Here is a 21,396-nt window from a genome sequence, read left to right on the forward strand (position 1 = left end):
CTGCTCTCGAACGACTCAGCGCGCCAGCACGCCGTAGCGGGCCCGATAATCGCGGATCGCCTCGGCATGCGGCTGAAGCTCGCTGCCAGCGTACTGCTCGAGGTAGGCGAGTACCTGATCGAGGGTGACGATGCTGATCACCGGCATGGCGTAACGCGCCTCGACTTCCTGGATGGCGCTGTGGCTGGTCATCTCGCCGTCGATCTGGCCGCACTCCTGTCGATCGAGGGCGATCACCACCCCGGCGGCACTGGCGCCGGCCGATTCGATCAGCGTCATGACCTCGCCGATCGCGGTGCCGGCGGTGATCACGTCGTCGATGATCAGCACCCGCCCGGTGAGCTCGGCGCCGACGATCTGGCCGCCCTCGCCGTGGGTCTTGGCCTCCTTGCGATTGAAGGCGAATGGCAGGTCGCGGCCATGATACTCGGCCAGCGCCACGGCGGTGGCGGTACCCAGCGGGATCCCCTTGTAGGCGGGGCCGAACAGCACGTCGGCCTTGAGGCCGCTGTCGACGATCGCCTGCGCGTAGCAGCGGCCGAGACGCGCCAGAGCGGCACCGCTCTTGAACAGGCCGGCATTGAAGAAATAGGGACTCACGCGTCCCGACTTGAGCGTGAACTCGCCGAACTTGAGTACGCCCTGCTCGATGGCGAAGGCGATGAAGTCGCGCTGGTAGGCTTGCAACTGGCCGGCCACGGGGCTTCCTCTTTGTAGCAACTGATTGCGTTTGGGGACTGCTTGGCTTTTTAGCGATAGCCTGACGTTCTAGAGACGGCTAACTGGGTGACGGTTCGACGCGAATGGCTACCCTGAAACACGAGAGCGCTTTAAACGAACGATTGGCCCGAGTCATTTACCCAAACGTCGAAAGCTCAGGTATCATACACGCGCGACGAAAAAGGGACCATGTATGAAAATCGCCAGCATCAACGTCAATGGAATTCGTGCCGCGGTCGAGCGAGGGTTTCTCGACTGGCTGGCCGATCAGGATGTCGATGTCGTCTGCGTGCAGAACCTGAAGGCCAAGAGTTTCGAGCTCGACGACAGCATTCTTTATCCCGAAGGCTACGAGGGCTACTTCCTCGATGCCGAACAGGACGGCTTCTCCGGCGTCGGCCTGTACTGTCGCAAGATCCCCAAGGCGATCATGTACGGCCTGGGCTTCGAGCAGTGCGACAACGAGGCCCGCTTCCTGCAGGCCGATTACGATCGTTTCAGCATCGCCAGCTTCCTGATGCCCGACGGCAGCGACTATGCCGCCAAGCAGAGCTTCATGAGCCAGTACCAGGAATACCTGTCCAAGATGGCTCGCAAGCGCCGCGAGTACATTATCTGCGGCACCTGGCACATCGCGCACAAGACCGTCGACCTGGCCAATTGGGCCGACAACCAGACCACCCCGGGCTTCAAGCCCGAGGAACGCGCCTGGATGGACCAGATGTTCGGTCCCACCGGCTTCATCGACACCTTCCGCGAAGTCAACCGCGATGCCGGTGAATACACCTGGTGGCCCAAGCTCGATCAGGAAGTCCCGCGCAGCCGCCAGGAAGGCTGGCGCATCGACTATCAAATCGTCGGTCCCAACTTCCGGCGCCATGTGGTCGACGCCTGGATCGACCGCGAGGCGACCTTCTCCGAGTTCGCCCCGTTGATCGTCGAGTACGACCTGACCCTCTGAGCCCTCTCCCACGGCCTTTCGTCGCGTTTTAACGAGTGCCTAGACAGCAAAACGCCGGCCCAGGAGCCGGCGTTTTGCGTGGTGGCGAAAGAAAGTGGCGAGTAGCCTTCGCCAAGAATCAGCGACGAATCTCCAGCGCCTCGCGCTGATGCTCGAACAGGCTCTGGCCAGCCTTCTCGGCAAGATCGAGCATGGCGTTGAGCTCGTCACGCGAGAACGCCGCCGTCTCGGCGGTGCCCTGCACCTCGATCAGCCCGCCATCCTCGGTCATCACCACGTTCATGTCGGTGCCCGCGGCGCTGTCTTCCGGGTAGTCGAGATCGACCACCGGCGTGCCCTTGTAGACGCCCACCGAGACCGAGCTGACCAGTTGCTTGAACGGATCGGTCTTGATCTGCTTTTCGCGCTGCAGGTAGCGAATGGCATCGACCAGCGCCACGCAGCCGCCGGTGATCGACGCCGTACGCGTTCCGCCGTCGGCCTGGATCACGTCGCAGTCGACGGTGATGGTGAACTCGCCGAGCTTCTTGAGATTGACCGCCGCGCGCAGCGATCGGCCGATCAAGCGCTGGATCTCCAGCGTGCGCCCGCCCTGCTTGCCGCGGGTCGCCTCGCGGCCGCTGCGGCTGTGGGTGGCGCGCGGCAGCATGCCGTACTCGGCGGTGATCCAGCCCTGGCTCTTGCCGCGCAACCAGCGCGGCACGCCGGCTTCGACACTGGCGTTGCACAGCACCTTGGTATCACCGAAGGCCACCAGCACCGAGCCTTCGGCGTGGCGGGTATAGTCGCGGATCAGTTGAATCTCGCGGGGCTGATCGGGCTGTCGTCCGCTGGGTCGTGTGGCCGCTGGGCGCATGTCACCTCTCATCGCTTGGCTGGGTAATCGTCGGAGCACAGCTCCTGAATGGACGGCCATTCTACACGCTTGACCCGTGTCGATCCGTTACACTGAGCAATGTTCCGGCGAACCGTTGTCCGGACGAACCCTTTCACCGTTGTCTTCGAGGAACTCGCATGGCCTACAGCATGACCGCCTTCAGCCGGCAGACCCTGGATGCCGCCTGGGGTAGCCTGCAACTGGAACTGCGCTCGGTGAACCAGCGCTACCTGGAGCCGCACTTCCGCCTGCCCGAGAGCCTGCGCGATCTCGAGCCGGGCTTCCGCGAGGCCCTGCGCACGCGCCTGGCGCGCGGCAAGGTCGAATGCCAGCTGCGCTTCGATCCCGCCGCCGCCGGCGAATCGCTGAGCGTCAACCGCGAGCGACTCGCTGAACTCAACCGCGCCCTGCATGAAGTGCGCGCCGAGCTTCCCGACGCGCCAATGCCCGACGCCCTAGCGCTGCTCGACCATCCCGGAGTGGTCGACACCCAGGGCGCCGACCTCGATACCGTCAAGCGCGAGGCGTTGGCGCTGTTCGATACCGCGCTCGACGACCTGATCGCCGGGCGCGCCCGGGAGGGTGAACGCCTCGCCGAGCTGATTCGTAGCCGGCTCGATGGCGTACGCGCGCAGGTCGCCACGGTCCGCGAACTGCTCCCTCAGATTCTCGAGCGCCAACGCAGCCAGCTGATCGAACGCCTCGAAGCGTTCAAGGCCGAACTCGATCCGCAGCGCATCGAGGCCGAGGTCGCGCTGCTCGCCCAGAAAGCCGACGTCGACGAGGAACTCGACCGCCTGGAAATCCACATCGCCGAGATCGAGCGTCAGCTCAAGCAGAAAGGCCCGATCGGCCGGCGGCTGGACTTTCTGATGCAGGAACTCAACCGCGAGGCCAACACCCTATCGTCCAAGGCGGTGGTCGCCGATACCACCCGCTGCGCGGTGGAGTTGAAGGTGCTGATCGAACAGATGCGGGAGCAGATTCAGAACTTGGAGTGAGTGGTAAGTTGATTTCGTAAGCCAGCGTACTCACAATCTTTGGCAAATGGACTGGGAGCACTCGGTCGGCGTCTAAACCTCGGTGAGTGCACCGGGGTTTTTCGCTATCTGGAGTATGGAAAAGCGATCGAAGCAGATACCTTAATCTCCACTGATCGTAGCTAACCCCTACCGCCCGTCGCCCCCGCTCGCAGTAGAACTCAATCTGATCAGTATCGGTCAGCTTCTGTGCCAGGGTAGATGCCAGACACCAGACTAATGAATCGCTCTTTTCCCGTCCCATGTTTCGAGGCCCTGTACCACCAAGCGCACGCAGGATGAGGAACGCCTTTCGACTCAATTTCAAGATGCTTGGCCAAGTGCCTTTTCGCTTTTGTGGAAACGAAAATCACGCGGTCAGGCTTAATAACATCAATCACACCATTGAGCGTTTGCTTGGCAACCTCCAGGTCTTCTCGTTGGACATTAAGGCTTTTCCCAGTAACGGCTGGCCGTTGGAACCCGTTCATGAATGCGACGTATCTAAATAGATTACCGTCTCCCATATATCCCGCTTCACTCAACGCCCGGTTCAAGCGCCGGTAGATCTCGTGGCCTCTCGCGTTCCACTGGCCGTCTGGTTTATCGATGATGTTGCGCGTGTGTATCCAACCTGGTTTATCGTCAGTTTCAAAATTCTTCTCAGAGCCCGCATACCAACGTTGTGCATCAAGGTGAAGCGATCTTCCCGCTGGCAGGTAATGGCTTTCAGCGACCAATAGAATTTTTGGGCCATGCTGGCCATAAAAGCGCCCAATGAAAGGGCGCATACGCGGGTAGGCTTGATAATGTAGCAATTTATCGAAAGCGTTATCGAACTCTTGCAAGTAGTGATGAATTTCAGACATATAAACTTACCCTGAGCTTAGAGAACCACTCGACCAACAAGAGGTAATTCTGTGATTTTCGTGACGGACTAGAATAGCGTAACGCCTATAAGCATTTTTCCAATTTTTCCAATCTCGCTTCTTGAAGCGCTTTCAAGGTTTTGCCGCTCGCATCTTTCCAGGCAGTTCGCCCATTCGACGCGCCGCCAACCAATACCCCCGCAGCGGTGGAGGGTGAGGAGAAGCGGAAATCCTGGGTGAATACTAGAGCACCATCCTGCGGCGCCAGTACGCCGCGCGCTTTCAGCGTCTGACGCTGCTCGCGCATATAATTGTGGATAGACGCCGTCTCTTCCGCACGCGCGAATGAGCCCTTCAACACCACGAAGCCATCCGTCACTTCTCTAGCGGTGCCTTTGGCACCCCGCTCATCGAGATAAAGCGTCAGTGATGGGGTAACCGGGTCAGTCGATATCTCCTTTGCTTGACTACTGGCGGACTCGAAAGCATCAATGCCCAGAAGCGGAAAGATCACCAGCATCTCGGCCAGAAACCACTCCGCATCGGCGCTGTCGGCTTCGTTGAGAGGAGGTGGTGAAGGGTAGGCAGTGTTATCTACCGCCCACTGGTTGGCGGTTTTCGCCAGCCCCAGTAGACGCGCTTCCAGATAACGCACACTCGCCTTGTTCAACCCCTCATTGGTGCTGGTAAAGGCGATGACCCGCGTCCAGAATTCCTTGCCCGCCACATGCTGTTTGATCCGCTCGCCGAGAACATCCGCTTCGCCCACATAAAGTTTGGCAGCGCCGTCATCCGTTTGTCCCGTGAGCACATAAACACCCGGCTGCGCCATCTCGCTTCGCTTCAGCGCCCCTTCGAGCTGGGAGCGATTGGCCACTACCGCCCGGCCCGTCCAGTTGGACTTCTCGACGATGCGTAGCCCTTCCGGCGTGCCGTCGGCGAGGAAGATACGGATGGAGGTTGGGCGGGCCTGCGGCGATGTCATACAAACTCCAGAATATTGATGATCAGGATGACCATTGATTCGACAGAAGCTCGGCCTGCTTGAGAATCAGCTCGATGACTTCCGGCGATTTGTCTGGCGGGTACTTGTAGCGCTGCAGCGTCCGGCGCACCAGAATGCGCAGTTTGGCGCGCACGCTTTCGCGCACCTGCCAATCGACGGTGGTCGAGCCGCGCAGCTTGTTGGTGACCTCGACCGCCAGCGCCCGCAAACGATCATCACCCAGCTCGCGTACCGCGCTCTCGTTAGTGATCAAGGCGTCGTAAAAAGCGATCTCGTCGGGGTTCAGGCCCAGCACCTCGTCGCGCTCCATATCGGCCTTGAACTGCTTGGCCATCTCGATCAGCTCTTCGATCACCTGCGCCGTTTCGATGCCGCGGTTGTTGTACTTGCGCAGCGTCTCCTGCAAGCGATCCGAGTACTTTTTCTCCTGCACGGCGTTAGTGCGCGTTTTGGCCTTGATGTCATCCTTTAGCAGTTTCTCCAATAGCTCGACGGCCAGATTGCGATACGGCATCTGGCGCACGTCTTCGAGAAACTCATCGGAGAGCAGCCCGATATTGGGCTTGTCGAGCCCGCAGAGCGCGAACACGTCCGTCACGTCCTCGGCCACTACGGCGTTATCGAGGATCTGCTTGAGCGCGGAATTTTTCTGTTCCTCACTCAGCGAACGATTTGTACTGGTGTGCTTGACCAATGCCGCCTTGATCGCCGAGAGAAACGCGATTTCCTTGTGCAGCGCCTTAGCTTCATCCAGCGTGCTGCACAACGAATACGCTTTGGTAAGCTTCAGTACGGTATCGAGAAAGCGCTTTTTGCCATCGTCCAGACTCAGGATGTAGTTGGCTGCCGGCGGTAGCAGTTTGTGCGGCGCCTCTTCGAAGCCGCTGTAGTCGAAGCCTTCACGGTTGGCGCCCTTGGCAAACATGCCGTGAATGATATCGAGCTTCTCTTCCAGCACCTCGAAGGCTTCCTCGGCGCTATAGGTGGGCTGCCCCCTGCCGCACGAGTCGGTGTAGATCTTGAGGGCATTTTTCAGCTCGTTGGCAATGCCGATGTAGTCGACCACCAGCCCGCCGGGCTTGTCCTTGAACACCCTGTTCACACGAGCAATGGCCTGCATCAGATTATGGCCCTTCATGGGCTTGTCGACGTACATGGTATGGCAGCACGGCGCGTCGAAGCCGGTCAGCCACATATCGCGCACGATCACCAGCTTGAGCGGGTCGGCCGGGTTCTTGAAGCGCTTCTCAAGCCGCTTTTTGGTGGCTTTGTTGTAGATGTGGGGTGTCAGCAGCGAGCTGTCGGCGGCCGAGCCGGTCATGATGACCTTGATCGCGCCCTTTTCCGGGTCGTCGTCGTGCCAGTCTGGGCGGAGCTTGACGATTTCCTTATAGAGCTGGGCGCAGATGCTACGGCTCATGGCGACGATCATCGCCTTGCCCTCGATGGCCTTGTTGCGCGTCTCGAAGTGCTCGACGAGATCCGCCGCGATACGCTGTAGCCGTGGCTCAGCACCCATCAGTTTTTCGAGGCGGCTCCACTCGCCCTTGGTGCGCTCCCGCGCGCCGGTATCTTCTTCATCCTCGATGAGGTCGTCGACCTGCTCGGAGAGCTGATTGATTTCCTCGCGGTTGATGTCGAGCCGCGCCAAGCGCGATTCGTAGAAGATCGGCACGGTGGCGCCATCATCGACGGCGTCCTGAATGTCGTAGATCGAGACGTAATCGCCGAAGACGGCGCGGGTGTCCTTGTCCTCACTGGCAATCGGCGTGCCGGTAAAGCCAATGAAAGAGGCGTTAGGCAGCGCATCGCGCATGTGTTTGGCGAAACCGAACTGGTAGGTGCCATCCTGCTTGAGAGTGGCTTTCAGACCGTACTGGCTGCGGTGGGCTTCGTCCGAGATGACCACGATATTGTGGCGATCGTTGAGAATCGGGTGGCCACGCTCGTCGTCCAGCAGGGCAAACTTCTGCACCGTGGTGAAAATAATGCCGCCGGACTCGCGCTCGGCGAGCTTCTGGCGCAGGCTCTCGCGGTCTTCGGCCTGGATAGGGTCCTGCTTGAGCAGGTCGCGAGCGCTACTGAAAGTGCCGAACAGCTGGCCGTCGAGGTCGTTGCGGTCGGTCACCACGATCAGCGTAGGGTTGTGCATAGCCGGTTGCTGCAACAGCTTGCCCGCGTAGCAGACCATCGAGATGCTCTTGCCCGAGCCCTGGGTGTGCCACACCACCCCGGCCTTCTTGCTGCCGGGTTTGACCTCATCGCCGTAAGTTGCGCGTTTCTCGCTCACGGTTGTCGCAGGCTCCTCGGCGGCAATCACCGTCGCTTTCACCGCCTCGCGCACGGCATGGAACTGGTGGTAGCCCGCAATCTTCTTGATCACCCGCTCGGCGTCGGTCTCGAACAGCACGAAGTAGCGTAGATAATCGAGCAACAGCGCCCGGTCGAAAAAGCCCCGCACCAGGGTTTCGAGCTGCCACTCCAGCAGCGGCTTGTCGTCTTCATTCTTGATGGTGCGCCACGGCATGAAGCGCTCCTGATCCGCCGTCAGCGAGCCAACCCATGCGGTATAGCCATCGCTGATCACCAGCGCTTCGTTGGTGACGAACAGGTCGGGAATTTCCGTCTTGTAGGTCTGCAGCTGATTGAAGGCGCCGGTGATATCGGAGCTTTCACTGCTCGGGCTTTTCAGCTCGATCACCGCCATCGGCAGGCCATTGATAAAACAAACGATATCCGGGCGGCGGGGCTGCTTGCTGCCCTGAACCGTGAACTGATTGATGGCGCGGAAACGGTTGGTCTCGACGCGCTCGAAATCGATCAGAAAGGCGTGGTCATACACGACGTCGTCATCGTGCTTGTACTGCACCGGCACGCCGCTGAGCAGCCACTGGTGAAAGGCACGGTTACTGAGCACGAGATCGGGGCTTTGCGGTTTACTGACTTGGGCCACGGCCTGCTGAACGGCGTCATCCGGCAGCTGCGGGTTGAGCGTTCTGATAGCCTTCTCGATATCTGCGCGGAGCAGCACCTGCTGATAATCGTCACGCTCGGGCGCGGCGCCATCGTGGGCGATGTCCGGTCCGTGGGCGGTTTCCCAGCCGTTTTCGGTGAACCACTCAAGGCAGAGCTGCTCCAGTTGATCTTCGGTCATGCCCCGCTCCCTTCAGCAAGCTTCTCTAACAAAGCATCCAAACATTCATCATGGTCATCGACATACCAAATTACATGGATGTTACATGCAGCCAGCTCTTTATTGCGCTTGATCCTATTATTTGGACTTTCAAGCGGCAAAAAAGCATAATGCCTAGGAGAGTTCTCTTGACCTTTGCGCTCTACTATATTTTTCAAGCAAGTCAATGTTCTATCTACTGTTAAACTACACCCCAAAAAAAGAAGTGTTCTAGTGGACAATGACTCGATAACCGCCTCAAGTTCTCCGTCCTCTTTATAACATGCTTCGTATTCAGACTTGGTAAGCACCCGGGACTTCAATTTGTTTGCTTTACCATGCAGCTTAACTAAAACCCTTTCCCCTTCACCTATCAACTTAGGCAGCTCTTGACCCTCACTTGCCAGAAGCTTTTCGTCAAAGGACCCTGAAGGGCTTTCCTTATAAACCCGATCTAAAACGCTATCGAAATTCGTTGTTATTACAGCAGAGTTAAAAATATAGGGCAGCTTTTTAACACACCCCCCTACATCTCTCAAAGTACCAAAAGAGCTTTCTACCCTTTCTGAAAACCCAGCAGGCGACAGGTCATTACTTAGTAGCTCTGCCGCTTCTTCGAACTGACCACGCTCAATCAAGTCATCGAACACATCTTTTTCAACTTCAGTATCTCGATGTACCTCTCTTAAAAAAGAAGTCCATCCAGGATAGCCTGACAATATTGACATCCCTGCGCCTACAAAAGGAGTCACTGCCCCTCTATTATAAATCTCCTTGAGCCTTGCAAAACGATCTCTATTGCTAAATAGATCCAATATTTCTTCAGCCTTTATAATTTTTTCTTCGCTTTTTTGGCTACACCAGTCAACAAAGGCCTCCTCATAAGCAGTAGGATCAAAGTCTTTTAAAATAGAACTTGGATAAAAACAATACCTGCGATAGTTATTTCGCCCGCCTCATTCACCTCACAAGTCATTTCTGACTCAAAAAGGGTTCTCAAATATTCCATAACTACTCCTTGAGAACAGGGCAAGTTAAATTGCCTGAAAGTAGTTCGGGAAGGAGAGCATCTCTCGTTTTTGACAACACCTTGTTTTGATCACCATAATTCCTAGCAAGCCTAAGATAAGAACTGGCAAACAAATCAAACTTCCCAACTATCGCTGGAGGATAAATCAGCCATTTCATACCTGACAAAGACTTTGCATCGGCTCTTTGTCTACCGCTCGTTCCTGTCATGGACTGTATGGCTGCTGAACGGAAACTTTCATCGCGAGCTATGAAGTAACCCAGCGATTTTGGATAAGCTTCTGTAGGCCGTAAAATAATATATTCAGTTGATCCCCAACCCGTTTCCCCATCTTCAAGAAAATCGACGAATGCTGTTTTGCCGTTTTCGAGGCAAGGTGTAATTCGGGCGAGTAGTGTGTCTCCGTTTATAAATTTAGTACCACTACCCATTTCACGTTGCACGACTTCTTCTGCAAGATGGCCTGAGGTTGGCACATTTTTCATATCCAGATAGGGGGCAAGCTCTCCCTTCCGAAGGGTTCGGCGAGGGTTAAAATCGATAAGATCAGATAAACTACCTGTCTCCCACCCCTCCGGAATCTCCCCCAACTCACTCGCCTGCATCGCCGAGGGAAACAGCGCGACGGTTTTATAGAACTCTTGGTAGCGCTCTGGATCTTCCGCGCGCAGAGCATCGAGCTGCGCCGCCGTCTTTCCGGCAATCGCCTGCATCGCAGCGCGGTTCATATAGGATTCCAGCCCCCCTGTCGCGGACTGACCGTCCAGCTCGGCGGCATAGCAGCCGGGCGAGGCGGGCTCGTTTTCCGGTTGCAGGGCTTGCCAGCGCTGGCGCGCAGCGATCTTGGCCTTGACCGGCTCGAAATCGACAAACCAGCTTTTGAACAGGGCCTGGGCCATTTGTTCGAGGGTTTGGTTGATTTGGTGATTAATTTCGATTTTATCTTCTAATAAAGATAGTACCGAGCTAATGGCTCTTTGCTCAATGAAGTCTCTTGGTATTTTTACTTCAAAAGGATAAACAGCATTTCGATTCAAAGACTTTTGTGCACTGCCAGAATTAAATTGATCAAAATCGATAGTTTTTAGCAAGTAATAAACAAACTTAGGGTCATTGCCTTTGAAGTCGGTGACGTACAAAGCTGTGTTGAGCGGCCAAAAACCCTTATCGGAGTAGTTTATTTCACCCATAGCATTCCCGCTACGACCTACCGTGACTCCGGGGCCACTAGCTTTTGACTCATTATGATAGCCAGTTATACCTGATGACCCCAATATGGGCACGCCGCCAGCAACCCTATCTTGAGCGGGGAGATCATGCCCTCTCTGTAAAGTCAGAACTTTACCTAGCGGGATTGTTATCCACTCAGAGCTCATAACCCAGCCCCCCAAGATTCCGCTTAATCTCCCTTTCCAGCCGGTCGCTTTCCTCGAACTGCTCTTTCAGCTGTGCCGTTAACCGCGCCATCTTATCGGCGAAGGGTTCGTCGTCCTCTTCCTGCGCGGCGGCGCCCACATAACGCCCTGGGGTGAGCACGAAGTCGTGCTTTTCAATCGCGGCGAGATCTTTTGAGGCACAGAAGCCGGGCACGTCTTCAAAGGCGTCGGTGCGCTGCCAGGTATGGAAGGTGTCAGTGATCCTGGCGATATCTTCACGGGTGAAGTCGCGCAGTACGCGGTCGCGCATATAGCCCTGCTGGCGGGCGTCGATAAACAGCACTTCGCCTTTACGTCGGCGTTTTTCAACGCCGTTGGGCGAGAGGCCACCGGTTTTGTCGCGGGTCAGAAACCAGATGCAGGCGGGAATCTGGGTGTTGGTAAAGAGCTGGCCCGGCAAGGCGACGATGCACTCGACCAGATCCTTCTCGACGAGGCGGCGGCGAATCTCGCCCTCGCCGCCACTGTTGGAACTCATTGAGCCGTTGGCGAGCAGCAGCGCCATGCTGCCCACGGGGGCCAGGTGGTGCAGCATATGCTGCAGCCAGGCGAAGTTGGCGTTGCCCTTGGGCGGGGTGCCGTACTGCCAGCGTACATCCTCGGCCAGCGATTCGTGCCACCAGTCCTTGATGTTGAATGGCGGGTTGGCCATCACGAAGTCGGCGCGCAGGTCCGGGTGCTGGTCATCGAGGAAGCTGTCGGCGTTTTTTTTGCCGAAGTTGAAGTCGATGCCGCGGATGGCCATGTTCATGGCGGCCAGCCGCCAGGTGGTGGGGTTGGACTCCTGCCCGTAGATGGACACGTTCTTTTTCTGCTCGGTGGGGTCGTAGTGGTGCTCGCGGGCGTGCTCCTCGATGAATTTGTCCGATGAGACAAAAAAACCACCAGAGCCCATCGCCGGGTCATATACGCGACCCTTGTAGGGTTCCAGCATCTCGACGATCAACGAGACGATGCTCTTGGGCGTGTAGTACTGCCCGCCCTGCTTGCCTTCGGCCAGCGCAAACTGGCCGAGGAAGTACTCGTAAACGTGGCCGAGAATGTCTTTGCTGCGCAGGTTCAGCGCCTCGCCGTCGAGGGTCGGCTGGGTAAAGGAGGTGTCCGAGAAGGAGTTGATCAGCCCGATCAGCTTGTCGTTATCGACCTGAAAGCGGCTGATGCCTTCCAGCACGCCCTTGAGTTTGTCGTTGTTTTTTTCGATGGCCTCCAAGGCGTTGTCGATCAGCCAGCCGACCGAGCGCAGGCGCACGTCTTCGCCCTTGCTGTTCTGCCAGAGCACCGAGCCGATAGGCAGTGCGGCGTTCTCTTTCAGCGTGCTCCAGCGCGCCTCTTTTGGCACCCAGAACACGTTGGCCTCGCGGTAGTAGTCGAGAATTTCCAGCTCATCTTCGAGCGCCTGCTCATACTCGGCGTCGCTGTCGTAATCCTCGCGCGGCAGGTAGTAGATATTGTCTTCGGCGTCGCTCTTGAACAGCGCGAGCAGCTCGCGCTGGCGCTCCTCGAACGCATCGGAGACATACTTCAGAAAGATCAGCCCCAACACCACGTGCTTGTAGTTGGCGGCGTCCAGGTTGTTGCGCAGCTTGTCCGCGGCTTTCCAAAGCTTGTCTTCAAGCGCTTTCAAAAATTGCTGTTCGGTATTATCCACTGTGACCTCTTTGAACAAAAAGTAGGCCTCTGAGGACCTGCACGATGAAGGTGATGTTATCAGTTGGTCACTGGAGCGCTACACGGCCGGCTCCCGATTCAATAGCTCGATATAGTCGCCATAGGCGAACACCCGGTTGCGCTTCTGGCCGGTCAGCTCCCGTACGATATTCAACTGCTGCGCCAGAGCTTCCAGCACCTTGCCGACGGTGGCCTGGGTCAGCCCGGTATCCCGATGCAGCGTGGCGATATTGGCGATGGGGTGGCGGTAGAGCGCTTCCAGAACCTGAGTCGCGGAACCGGATAGGCGGCCGAGCTCACTCAGGCGCGCCTTGTCCCGGGCCAGTAGCGCATTTAGCGCCTGCGCCGTGGCAACGGCGTGGTTGGCGGTATCGGCGATGGCATCGACGAAAAAGAGCAACCAGCTTTCCCAATCGCCGGTCAGACGCACGTTCTGGAGGTGCTCGTAATAGACCTGCCGGTGGCGTTTGAAGAACACCGAAAGGTAGAGCAGCGGCTCCGTCAGAATGCCTGCCTGCACCAGAATCAGCGGAATCAACAAGCGCCCGAGCCGGCCATTGCCATCCATGAATGGATGAATGGTTTCGAACTGCACGTGTGCCAGGGCGGCCTTGATCACCGGTTCCGTCGCCACCGGCTCGTCATTGAGAAAGTGCTCGAAGGCGCCCCAACAGTCGGCGAGCTGGTTGGCCGGGGGCGGCACGAAAGCGGCTTCGTCGGCACGGTGGCCACCGATCCAGACCTGGTTCTGGCGAAATTCACCCGGGCGGCGATGCGTGCCGCGCCCGTGGGTCATCAAGGCGTCGTGCAGCTCACGCACGAGCCGGATCGTGATCGGTTGCCCTTCGCGAATGCGCTGTACGCCCAAGTTGAGCGCGCGTACGTAGCAGGAGACTTCCTGCACGTCATCCATCGGGACGCCGGGGATGCCGTCCATCTCGTAGATCATCAGATCGCTGAGCGAGGACTGCGTGCCCTCGATCTGCGATGACATCACCGCTTCTTTACGCACGTAGCTGTAGAGAAACAACTGCGCGTCGGGCAGCAGCATCGAAATGCCATCGAGCCGCCCTAGGGCCACGTGGGCGGCGGAAAGCCGACTCTGTAGCTTGTCATCCAGCGACAGCGCAGGCTCGGGCGGCAGTGGCGCCGGGATGAACGCCTGGCAATTCACGCCACCGGCAATGCTGGTGACATGGTAGCCCGTTAGCCCACGGTGCATGAGTTTCCTCAGCAAAGTTAAAATAAGTTGTCGTACTATTTCACTTTAGCTCTTAAATTGAAATAGCAGTCTCTCTTATTTTAGCTTCCCTTCTCTTGTATTCCATGGCTTCGATTAGCCAATGGGCAGGCTGCGGCCTTTGGCACTGGTCACATGAGTAGCCCCGAAGAGATCGGCTCGGGAATGGCGTACCCTGATAGCAGCCGCTGACAACTCAGGAGCCCCCATGCCTACTGCCAGAAACATCGATCCCGCCGAGCAGCAGCAACTCATTGACATCGTTCGCCGTGCCGCGAAGGCCGAGATTCTGCCGCGCTTTCGCAACCTGAGCGACGCGAGCATCCGCACCAAGAGCGCCCCCGACGACCTGGTCACCGACGCCGACCAGGGCGCGGAACGGCTGATCGGCCAGGCCATTGCCGAGCTGTTGCCGACGGCGACGATCATCGGCGAAGAGGCCGTGGCCGAGGGCAGCGCGCGGCTCGCCGACATTGCCGGGGCCGAGCTGGCGCTGATCATCGATCCGGTCGACGGCACCTGGAATTACGCGCGTGGGCTCAATCAGTTCGGGGTGATTCTGGCGGCGACGAGCTTCGGCGAGACGATCTTCGGGCTGCTCTACGATCCGCTGGGCGACGACTGGATCGTCGCCCGCCACGGCGAGGGGGCATTCTTCGGCCGGCCTGACGGCACCCAGCGTCGCCTGCGCGTTTCCGACACCACCGATATCGACGAAATGGTCGGTGCTACCTCGATCCGGCTATTCCCCAAACCCTTGCAGTATCAGCTCGCCGCCACCTTTCCCGACCTGCAACGGATGATGGCGTTCGGCTGCGCCTGCCACGAATACCGCACCATGGCCTTCGGTTACGTCGATTTCATGCTCGCCGGCAAGCTGATGCCGTGGGACCACGCCGCCGGCCTGCTGATCCACCAGGAGGCCGGCGGCCATGCGGCGCTGCTCGACGGCACGCCCTACAAGCCGACCCTTCATCAGGGCCGGTTGCTCGCCGCCAACTCGCGGGAAAACTGGGAGCGGCTGCGCGAGAAGTACGCCTTTCTGGTCTAGCCCCGCTCTCCATCACCGAGCGCCATCGCCGAGAGATTCGTAAGTCCACGTTATGGAAACGGCGCAAATTGTGGCTACACTGTTAATTTTGGTAGCCATTTTGGGGCGTCGCCCTGAGCGTCTGGGAGTTACAGCCTCAGCGCAGGCCGGGCCCCCCGATACAATCAATGAATATGCGTTAGCTCGTTGCGGCCTGTCTCGCCAGGCCACGCTTTTGCCAGGAAGGCATGAGGGGAGTTAGCCAAGCGGGGTTGTTATGGATAACGTGATCGCCGCCTATAACGGATCGATGGAAAAGGGCTGTTGGCTGCGCCTGAAGGCACTCGCCCACTTCATCGCCAGCCAGGGCCATACGATCCACCTGGTGGTACCGGCACACTTCGACGTCGGCGCCCGGCCGGGTGTGGTGAAGGTACCCGTGGAAACCCGAAAGTCCCGCCTATGGGGCCTGGCGAAGATCAAGACGGCACTGACCTTCGCCCTGGTGACCCGGCGCCTGACGAAGCAACTGGCTAATCCGGCGATCGTCTCCTTCGATACGCACAATGGCCTGAGCTTCGTCGCGACGCCCAATCGCGCGCTGAAGGCGCTGTTCATCCGCGGCGAAACGCACTATCAGGCCAAGTACAACGAGCCCTTCTTCTACGGGCTGTTCATCCGGGCGATGGACCGCCTCGTCAAGGCGCGTGCCGACACCGTCGTCTACAACAATTCGCCGTCCATGCGCCGGGAAGCCGAACTGCTCGGCAAGTACCAGCCGATGGTGCACAAGATCCCCAACGACTCGAAAGTGGCCCCGCAGTGTCGCATCGCCCGCAACCCCGAGCCGTTCACCATCGGCTACTGCGGTCAGCTATCGAAGCGCAAGAACGTCGAGTTCCTGATCCGTGCCTTTCTCGAGCTGGAACGCCACCAGCAGCAAGCGTGCCGCCTGATCATCCAGGGCAACTGGCAAGCGTATTCCTGGGTGGAGGATTACCTCGACGCCGAGCGCTACCCGAACATCCACTTCCGCGACTGGGGCCCGGATACCGAGGCCTTCTACCGGGACATCGACCTGTTCGTGCTGCCGTCGCTGTTCGACGACTTTTCCAACGCCGCACTCGATGCCATCGCCAACGGCATTCCCGTGCTGCTCTCCGCTACCGGCGGCAGTCCGGAAATGGTCGAGGGCAACCCAAGGCTGCTATTCGACCTGGCGGAAGGGGAAGCCGCCCTGGCGAACAGGATCGGGCAGGTCATGGGCAACTATCGGGAAATGTGCCGGGAGGTCGGCGTGCTGTCCGCGAACTACAGCTTCGACTGGGCACGGGAAGTCTTCGGTCACATCAAGTACGTCCACAACAACCGGAAAAAGCCGGCGTCGGGGCGTTCCGAGGGCACCCCGATATCCGGGGCCAGGGGTTAGGCGCTCGTTCAGCCGGGCGCCAACGACGCGCTGCGCCGCTCCGCCCAGAGGCCCGTGTAGAAGATCGCCAACCCGCCGAGGGCCAACGCCGCACCGACCAGCCCGGTCGACGACCAGGCGAAGCCGAGCTTGATAGTCACCCCGGCGAGCCAGGCGCCGAGGGCGTTGGCGACGTTGAAGGCGGCGTGGTTGAGCGAGGCGGCCATGGTCTGGGCGTCCTCGGCGACGTCCATCAGGCGGGTCTGGATGGTCGGTCCCAGCGCCATGCTGGTGCCCACCAGGCCGACGAACAAGAGTCCCAGGAACACATCGTTGGCAGCGAAATAGAACAGTCCCTGGACGACACAGCACCAGATCAGGATGGTGGGGATCGCGCGCATGATGTTGCGATCCGCGGCCCGCGCGCCAACCAGGTTACCGACGATGGTACCCACGCCGAACACCGCCAGCACCAGCGGCCCCAGCGCATCGGCCATGCCCGCCTGCTCGGTCAGCGTGGGCATCACATAGCTGAACACCGCGAACATCCCGCCGAAGCCGATACAGGCGATGCCCAGGGTGAACAGCACGCGCTGCTTGACCAGCGCGGTCAACTCGCGCAACGGGCTGGCGTTGGGATTGCTGGGTTGCGCCGGCACCCATAGCCGCACCATCAGCGCGGTGGCGAGGGCGATCGCCCCCACCCCGACGAACGCCGCCTGCCAGCCGAGCAGGTTGCCGGCCCAGGTCGCCAGCGGCGCCCCGGCCAGGATTGCCGTGGTCAGCCCCAGCATCACCCGGCTCACTGCCCGGGCACGCTCGTCGATGGGCACCGCCGCCGCGGCCACCAGCGCGGCGACGCCGAAGTAGGCCCCGTGCGGCAGCCCGGCCAGAAAGCGCAGCAGCACGAACGACCAGAAGTCCGGCGCGAAGGCACTGGCCAGGTTGCCGATCGCGAACACCAGCATCAGTACGATCAAAAGCGCCCGCTTGGGGACCCGTGCGGCCAGCGACGAGATCAGCGGCGCGCCGACCACCACGCCCAGCGCGTAACTGCTGATGGCGTAGCCGACATCGGGCACGGCGACCTGCAGATCGCCGGCGACCCGGTTCATCAGCCCCATGATCACGAATTCGCCGGTGCCGATGCCGAAGCCGCCCAGCGCCAGGGCGAGCTCCGCCAGGCGCGGATGGGCGACCGCGGGCGGCTGTGACGAAGTGGCATCGCTCATGTGAGGACTCCCTGACGGAAAAATGGCCGGCGGCGGCGATGCACACGAGCGGTACGCGCGGCCTTGGTGGCCACGCATCCGGGTACTGGCAACGGTTCAGTGGAACGCGGTTATTCTTGCAGAATTACGACTTAAGCATAAGAGCCGGTGTGATCAAGAAGTGGCGTATCTCGAGCCGCTCGGTAGCTTGGCTCAGCTATCCGCAGCCAGCCGCCAGGCCAGCGACTCGCCGGCGCGAAACGGCACCAGGCGTTCATCGCCGCAGGCGATCGACTCGGCCACCATCTGCTCCCGGCGGGTCAGCTCGACGCTGCCCTCGTTGAGCGCCAAGCCGTAGAAACGCGGGCCGTTCTCGGAACAGAACGCCTCGAAGTGCTCGAGCGCGCCCTCCTCCTCGAACACCGTGGCATAGACCTCGAGCGCGGTGGGTGCGTTGAACACCCCGGCGCAGCCGCAGGCAGTCTCCTTGGTGTGGGCCAGATGCGGCGCCGAGTCGGTACCCAGGAAGAAGCGCGGGTTGCCGCTGGCGATCGCCGCGCGCAATGCCTGCTGGTGGCTGCCACGCTTGAGGATCGGCAGGCAGTACAGGTGCGGACGAATGCCGCCGACCAGCATGTCGTTGCGATTGTGGGCCAGGTGCTGCGGGGTGATCGTCGCCGCCAGGAAATCGTCGCCGGCCTGCACGTACTGCGCGGCGTCGGCGGTGGTGATGTGCTCGAAGACGATCTTGAGCTCGGGGAATCGGTGGCGCAGCGGCGCCATCACCGTGTCGATGAAGACCTTCTCGCGATCGAAGATGTCCACCTCGGCGCGGGTCACCTCGCCGTGGATCAGCAGCGGCATGCCGATGCGCTGCATGACCTCGCACAGCGGATAGATCGCCGTGACGTCGCGGATGCCGTGGGCGGAGTTGGTAGTGGCGTTGGCCGGGTAGAGCTTGGCGGCGGTGAAAACGCCCTCGCGATAGCCGCGCTCGAGTTCCTCGGCGGTGACGCTCTCGCTCAGGTAGCAGGTCATCAGCGGCGTGAAGTCGTGACCGGCGGGCAGCGCGTCGAGGATGCGCTGGCGATAGGCCGCGGCGGCGGCCACCGTGGTCACCGGCGGCGCCAGGTTGGGCATCACGATTGCCCGGCCGTACACGGCGCTGGTATAGGGCAGCACCGCGGCCATCAGTTCGCCGTCGCGCAGGTGGAGGTGCCAGTCGTCGGGGCGGCGGATGCGCAGTGTCGTGGGGGCGGTCATGGCGGACTCCTGTAGATCAATGGGCCGGACGGCGCAGCAATAATACCAGCGCCACGGCGGAAAGCAGCGCCACGAAACCGGCGAATCCCACCCCGGTCGGCGCCAGGCCGATCGAGCGCGACACCAGCCCGATGCCCACCACCGGAATCGACAACGCCACGTAGGCGATGACGAAGAAGGTCGAAGTCACCGAGCCACGCTGGTCTGCCGGACTCGCCGCGGCGATGGCGCCCAGCCCCGCGCGAAAGCCGATGCCCTGGCCGAACCCGGCGATCAGCGCGCCGCCGAGAAACACCCACGTCACCGCCAGGGCGATGCCGAGGCCGACCAACGCTGCGCCGACAACGACGATTGCGCAGCCCAGCGGCAACCGCCGTGCCGACGGCAGCCGGCCCTGCGCCAGTTGGCCCAGCGTCGAGGCGAAGAACACCGACCCGGCGACCAACCCGATCAGCGCCAGGTTGGACTCACCGAGCACCTGCTTCATGAAGGCCGGCGCGGTGGCGGTGAAGAAACCCAGCACCGCGAAGCCGGCGAATCCGGCGATCGCCGCGGGCAGGAACACCCCGCGCACCTCGACCGGCACGCGCAGACGCTGCATGCGCAACCTCGGCCGCGCCGGTCGCGATACCGTTTCCGGCGCGTAGGCCACGGTGGCCACCGCCAGTACCAGCAAGCCCAGGTGCACGACGTAGGCCAACTGCAGCGGCCACGGCGCATACTGGCCGAGCAGCCCGGCGATCACCGGGCCCAGGCCCAGCCCGCCCATGTTGACGGCGGTGGCGACAAAGGTCGCCGAACGCCGCCAGGCCGGCGGTGCCAGCTCGATCACCGCCACCGTCGCCGTGCCGGTGAAGATGCCCGCGGAGATCCCCGAGACGACACGCGCCACGAGCAGCATCGCTAGCTCGTCGCTGGCCAGGAACAGCGCGTCGCTCAACGCCGCGGCAATTAGTCCGGCGAACAGCAGCGGCCGCCGGCCGAGCTGGTCGGACCAGCGCCCGGTCATTATCAGCGCGCCCATCACTCCGACCGCGTAGGCGGCGAAGATCACCGTGATGATCAGCTGCGAGAAGCCGAACTGCGCTTGATAGATCGGGTACAGCGGCGTCGGCAGCGTGGTTCCCAACATGGTCACCAGGAAGGCGAAAGCGGCGCCCAGAAAGGCCAGGGCCGGCGAACGGCCGGCGACGGTAGAAGCAGCGGCGGTGGAAGCCATGAGCGTCCTTAAAGTTAGAATCGTTCGGGTAGGCTTGTCCGAAAAGTGCCTGCGCTCGGCCATGCGGCGTTAAAAATAGGCTCAAAGTACTCATTTACAACCGTAAACTCCGCCTTTTCACCCATTTTTGCCTTGCCTGGCCATCGCTCGTCGACTTTTCAAACGAAGCCTAGTGTAGAGCCAGCGCGACAATGTGCGATAATTCGCGGCTCCCTTGAACCGGCTCAATCGGACCCGTTATGTCCCATGGCACGCTTTACATCGTCTCGGCGCCGTCGGGCGCCGGCAAGACCAGCCTGGTGCGCGCGCTGATCGAGCGCCTGGACGGCATTCAGGTCTCGGTGTCGCACACCACCCGGGCCATGCGGCCCGGCGAGATCGACGGCGTCAACTACCACTTCGTGGATGCCGCGACCTTCGAACGCATGGTCGAGCGCGGCGACTTCTTCGAGTATGCGCGGGTCTTCGACAATTACTACGGTACTTCCCGCCCGGCGGTCCAGGCACGCCTCGCCGCCGGCGAGGACGTGATCCTCGAGATCGACTGGCAGGGCGCACGCCAGGTCCGCGAGCAGATGCCCGACGCGGTCTCGCTGTTCATCCTGCCGCCCTCGCGCGAGGCGCTTTACCAGCGGCTGGCCTCGCGCGGCACCGACGGCCCCGAGGTGATCGCCCGGCGCATGCGCGACGCGGTCAGCGAGATGTCGCATTTCGACGAATACCAGCACGTGATCATCAACGACGATTTCGACGATGCGCTGGTCCAGATGGGCGGCCTGGTACTTGCCGAACGTTCGCGGCTCGAACGGATGCGCGAACGCCACGGCGCCCTGCTGGAAGCGCTCTTGTCACGCATCGAGGGGGTCGAGTAGACTGATCTGTCCTACCGCGCGACGCAATCGCGCCCCCGAATCACGCTTTAGTCAGCTAAGTCAGGAATACCGTTCATGGCGCGAGTTACTGTAGAAGATTGTCTCGATCACGTCGAAAACCGTTTCAAGCTGGTGATGATCTCCACCCAGCGCGCCCGGCAACTGGCTCGTGGCACCCGCGATGCCCGCCTACCGTGGGAAAACGACAAGCCCACCGTGATGGCGCTGCGCGAGATCGCCGCTGGCCAGATCGACGAGAACGTACTCAACGAGCCGGTGGAAGCGCCGGTGCGCCCGCGCCCCGAGCCGAGCTACGACCCGGAGGCCTGAGGCCCGCGACGGAGCCGACGACGGGTCCGATTTCCGGCCTGTCGCCACGCCCCGGGGCGAGCCGG

General features: G+C 60.4%; 18 protein-coding genes. 6 read left to right on the forward strand and 12 right to left on the reverse strand.

Annotated features, from left to right (window positions below; genetic code table 11):
• Positions 1 to 15 precede the first annotated feature (15 nt).
• A complete protein-coding gene (gene pyrE / locus R6258_RS02790; RefSeq protein ID WP_318447103.1) occupies positions 16 to 699 on the reverse strand; it encodes an orotate phosphoribosyltransferase in 684 nt (227 codons plus the stop codon).
• A 214-nt stretch (positions 700 to 913) separates the two neighbouring features.
• Between pyrE and R6258_RS02795 the strand changes: the two genes are divergently transcribed.
• Complete coding sequence (locus R6258_RS02795) at positions 914 to 1,681, forward strand: exodeoxyribonuclease III (protein ID WP_318447106.1); 768 nt, start codon at positions 914 to 916, stop codon at positions 1,679 to 1,681.
• Between the two features lie 118 nt (positions 1,682 to 1,799).
• Here R6258_RS02795 and rph read toward each other — a convergent pair whose 3' ends face one another.
• Positions 1,800 to 2,537, reverse strand: coding sequence for a ribonuclease PH (rph, locus tag R6258_RS02800; protein WP_412176349.1), 738 nt, complete (start codon positions 2,535 to 2,537; stop codon positions 1,800 to 1,802).
• A gap of 158 nt (positions 2,538 to 2,695) precedes the next feature.
• Here rph and R6258_RS02805 point away from each other — a divergent pair, with 158 nt between their 5' ends.
• The gene (locus R6258_RS02805; RefSeq protein WP_318447111.1) at positions 2,696 to 3,559 is read left to right on the forward strand and encodes a YicC/YloC family endoribonuclease; all 864 of its coding nucleotides are present in this window, start codon (positions 2,696 to 2,698) and stop codon (positions 3,557 to 3,559) included.
• A 209-nt stretch (positions 3,560 to 3,768) separates the two neighbouring features.
• On the opposite strand, the gene R6258_RS02810 is transcribed toward R6258_RS02805, so the two are convergent.
• The 7 genes from R6258_RS02810 to R6258_RS02840 all read right to left on the reverse strand — a co-directional run bounded on the left by R6258_RS02810 (position 3,769) and on the right by R6258_RS02840 (position 13,980).
• A complete protein-coding gene (locus tag R6258_RS02810; RefSeq protein ID WP_318447114.1) occupies positions 3,769 to 4,446 on the reverse strand; it encodes a hypothetical protein in 678 nt (225 codons plus the stop codon).
• 85 nt (positions 4,447 to 4,531) lie between these two features.
• Complete coding sequence (locus tag R6258_RS02815; protein WP_318447117.1) at positions 4,532 to 5,431, reverse strand: GIY-YIG nuclease family protein; 900 nt, start codon at positions 5,429 to 5,431, stop codon at positions 4,532 to 4,534.
• Positions 5,432 to 5,453: 22 nt separating this feature from the next.
• Positions 5,454 to 8,606, reverse strand: a complete 3,153-nt coding sequence (locus R6258_RS02820) for a type I restriction endonuclease subunit R (RefSeq protein ID WP_318447120.1) — start codon at positions 8,604 to 8,606, stop codon at positions 5,454 to 5,456.
• On the reverse strand, positions 8,603 to 9,439 hold the full coding sequence (locus R6258_RS02825) for an SIR2 family protein (RefSeq protein ID WP_318447122.1): 837 nt from the start codon (positions 9,437 to 9,439) through the stop codon (positions 8,603 to 8,605). The genes R6258_RS02820 and R6258_RS02825 overlap by 4 nt, the downstream gene beginning before the upstream one ends.
• A gap of 196 nt (positions 9,440 to 9,635) precedes the next feature.
• Positions 9,636 to 11,030, reverse strand: a complete 1,395-nt coding sequence (locus tag R6258_RS02830; RefSeq protein WP_318447124.1) for a restriction endonuclease subunit S — start codon at positions 11,028 to 11,030, stop codon at positions 9,636 to 9,638.
• A complete protein-coding gene (locus tag R6258_RS02835; protein WP_318447127.1) occupies positions 11,020 to 12,738 on the reverse strand; it encodes a class I SAM-dependent DNA methyltransferase in 1,719 nt (572 codons plus the stop codon). Before R6258_RS02835 ends, R6258_RS02830 begins: the two co-directional genes overlap by 11 nt.
• A 78-nt stretch (positions 12,739 to 12,816) precedes the next feature.
• Positions 12,817 to 13,980 carry a Fic family protein gene (locus tag R6258_RS02840; protein ID WP_318447129.1) on the reverse strand — a complete coding sequence of 388 codons (1,164 nt, stop codon included), beginning with the start codon at positions 13,978 to 13,980 and terminating at the stop codon, positions 12,817 to 12,819.
• Between the two features lie 226 nt (positions 13,981 to 14,206).
• On the opposite strand from R6258_RS02840, the gene R6258_RS02845 reads away from it, so the two are divergent.
• The gene (locus tag R6258_RS02845) at positions 14,207 to 15,049 is read left to right on the forward strand and encodes an inositol monophosphatase (protein ID WP_318447132.1); all 843 of its coding nucleotides are present in this window, start codon (positions 14,207 to 14,209) and stop codon (positions 15,047 to 15,049) included.
• Between the two features lie 256 nt (positions 15,050 to 15,305).
• A complete protein-coding gene (locus R6258_RS02850) occupies positions 15,306 to 16,457 on the forward strand; it encodes a glycosyltransferase family 4 protein (RefSeq protein WP_318447134.1) in 1,152 nt (383 codons plus the stop codon).
• 8 nt (positions 16,458 to 16,465) lie between these two features.
• Here R6258_RS02850 and R6258_RS02855 read toward each other — a convergent pair whose 3' ends face one another.
• The 3 genes from R6258_RS02855 to R6258_RS02865 all read right to left on the reverse strand — a co-directional run bounded on the left by R6258_RS02855 (position 16,466) and on the right by R6258_RS02865 (position 20,129).
• Entirely contained in the window at positions 16,466 to 17,668 is a 1,203-nt protein-coding gene (locus R6258_RS02855) for an MFS transporter (RefSeq protein ID WP_318447137.1), read from the reverse strand.
• Positions 17,669 to 17,860: 192 nt separating this feature from the next.
• Complete coding sequence (pyrC, locus tag R6258_RS02860; RefSeq protein WP_318447140.1) at positions 17,861 to 18,910, reverse strand: dihydroorotase; 1,050 nt, start codon at positions 18,908 to 18,910, stop codon at positions 17,861 to 17,863.
• 16 nt (positions 18,911 to 18,926) lie between these two features.
• Positions 18,927 to 20,129 carry an MFS transporter gene (locus R6258_RS02865; protein WP_318447144.1) on the reverse strand — a complete coding sequence of 401 codons (1,203 nt, stop codon included), beginning with the start codon at positions 20,127 to 20,129 and terminating at the stop codon, positions 18,927 to 18,929.
• Between the two features lie 239 nt (positions 20,130 to 20,368).
• On the opposite strand from R6258_RS02865, the gene gmk reads away from it, so the two are divergent.
• Both gmk and rpoZ read left to right on the forward strand, forming a co-directional pair.
• On the forward strand, positions 20,369 to 21,001 hold the full coding sequence (gene gmk, locus R6258_RS02870; protein WP_318447146.1) for a guanylate kinase: 633 nt from the start codon (positions 20,369 to 20,371) through the stop codon (positions 20,999 to 21,001).
• A gap of 75 nt (positions 21,002 to 21,076) precedes the next feature.
• Positions 21,077 to 21,331 (forward strand): DNA-directed RNA polymerase subunit omega, encoded by a 255-nt coding sequence (rpoZ, locus tag R6258_RS02875; RefSeq protein WP_318447148.1) that lies wholly within the window; start codon positions 21,077 to 21,079, stop codon positions 21,329 to 21,331.
• The last annotated feature ends 65 nt before the right edge of the window (positions 21,332 to 21,396 follow it).

The organism is Halomonas sp. HP20-15, assembly GCF_033446685.1.
GTDB lineage: Bacteria > Pseudomonadota > Gammaproteobacteria > Pseudomonadales > Halomonadaceae > Modicisalibacter.

Coding starts and splice junctions, on each gene's coding strand:
- R6258_RS02795 (WP_318447106.1), top strand. CDS start 914: ATGAAAATCGCCAGCATCAACGTCAATGGAATTCGTGCCGCGGTCGAG.
- rph (WP_412176349.1), bottom strand. CDS start 2,537: ATGCGCCCAGCGGCCACACGACCCAGCGGACGACAGCCCGATCAGCCC.
- R6258_RS02805 (WP_318447111.1), top strand. CDS start 2,696: ATGGCCTACAGCATGACCGCCTTCAGCCGGCAGACCCTGGATGCCGCC.
- R6258_RS02810 (WP_318447114.1), bottom strand. CDS start 4,446: ATGTCTGAAATTCATCACTACTTGCAAGAGTTCGATAACGCTTTCGAT.
- R6258_RS02815 (WP_318447117.1), bottom strand. CDS start 5,431: ATGACATCGCCGCAGGCCCGCCCAACCTCCATCCGTATCTTCCTCGCC.
- R6258_RS02820 (WP_318447120.1), bottom strand. CDS start 8,606: ATGACCGAAGATCAACTGGAGCAGCTCTGCCTTGAGTGGTTCACCGAA.
- R6258_RS02830 (WP_318447124.1), bottom strand. CDS start 11,030: ATGAGCTCTGAGTGGATAACAATCCCGCTAGGTAAAGTTCTGACTTTA.
- R6258_RS02840 (WP_318447129.1), bottom strand. CDS start 13,980: ATGCACCGTGGGCTAACGGGCTACCATGTCACCAGCATTGCCGGTGGC.
- R6258_RS02845 (WP_318447132.1), top strand. CDS start 14,207: ATGCCTACTGCCAGAAACATCGATCCCGCCGAGCAGCAGCAACTCATT.
- R6258_RS02850 (WP_318447134.1), top strand. CDS start 15,306: ATGGATAACGTGATCGCCGCCTATAACGGATCGATGGAAAAGGGCTGT.
- R6258_RS02855 (WP_318447137.1), bottom strand. CDS start 17,668: ATGAGCGATGCCACTTCGTCACAGCCGCCCGCGGTCGCCCATCCGCGC.
- pyrC (WP_318447140.1), bottom strand. CDS start 18,910: ATGACCGCCCCCACGACACTGCGCATCCGCCGCCCCGACGACTGGCAC.
- R6258_RS02865 (WP_318447144.1), bottom strand. CDS start 20,129: ATGGCTTCCACCGCCGCTGCTTCTACCGTCGCCGGCCGTTCGCCGGCC.
- gmk (WP_318447146.1), top strand. CDS start 20,369: ATGTCCCATGGCACGCTTTACATCGTCTCGGCGCCGTCGGGCGCCGGC.
- rpoZ (WP_318447148.1), top strand. CDS start 21,077: ATGGCGCGAGTTACTGTAGAAGATTGTCTCGATCACGTCGAAAACCGT.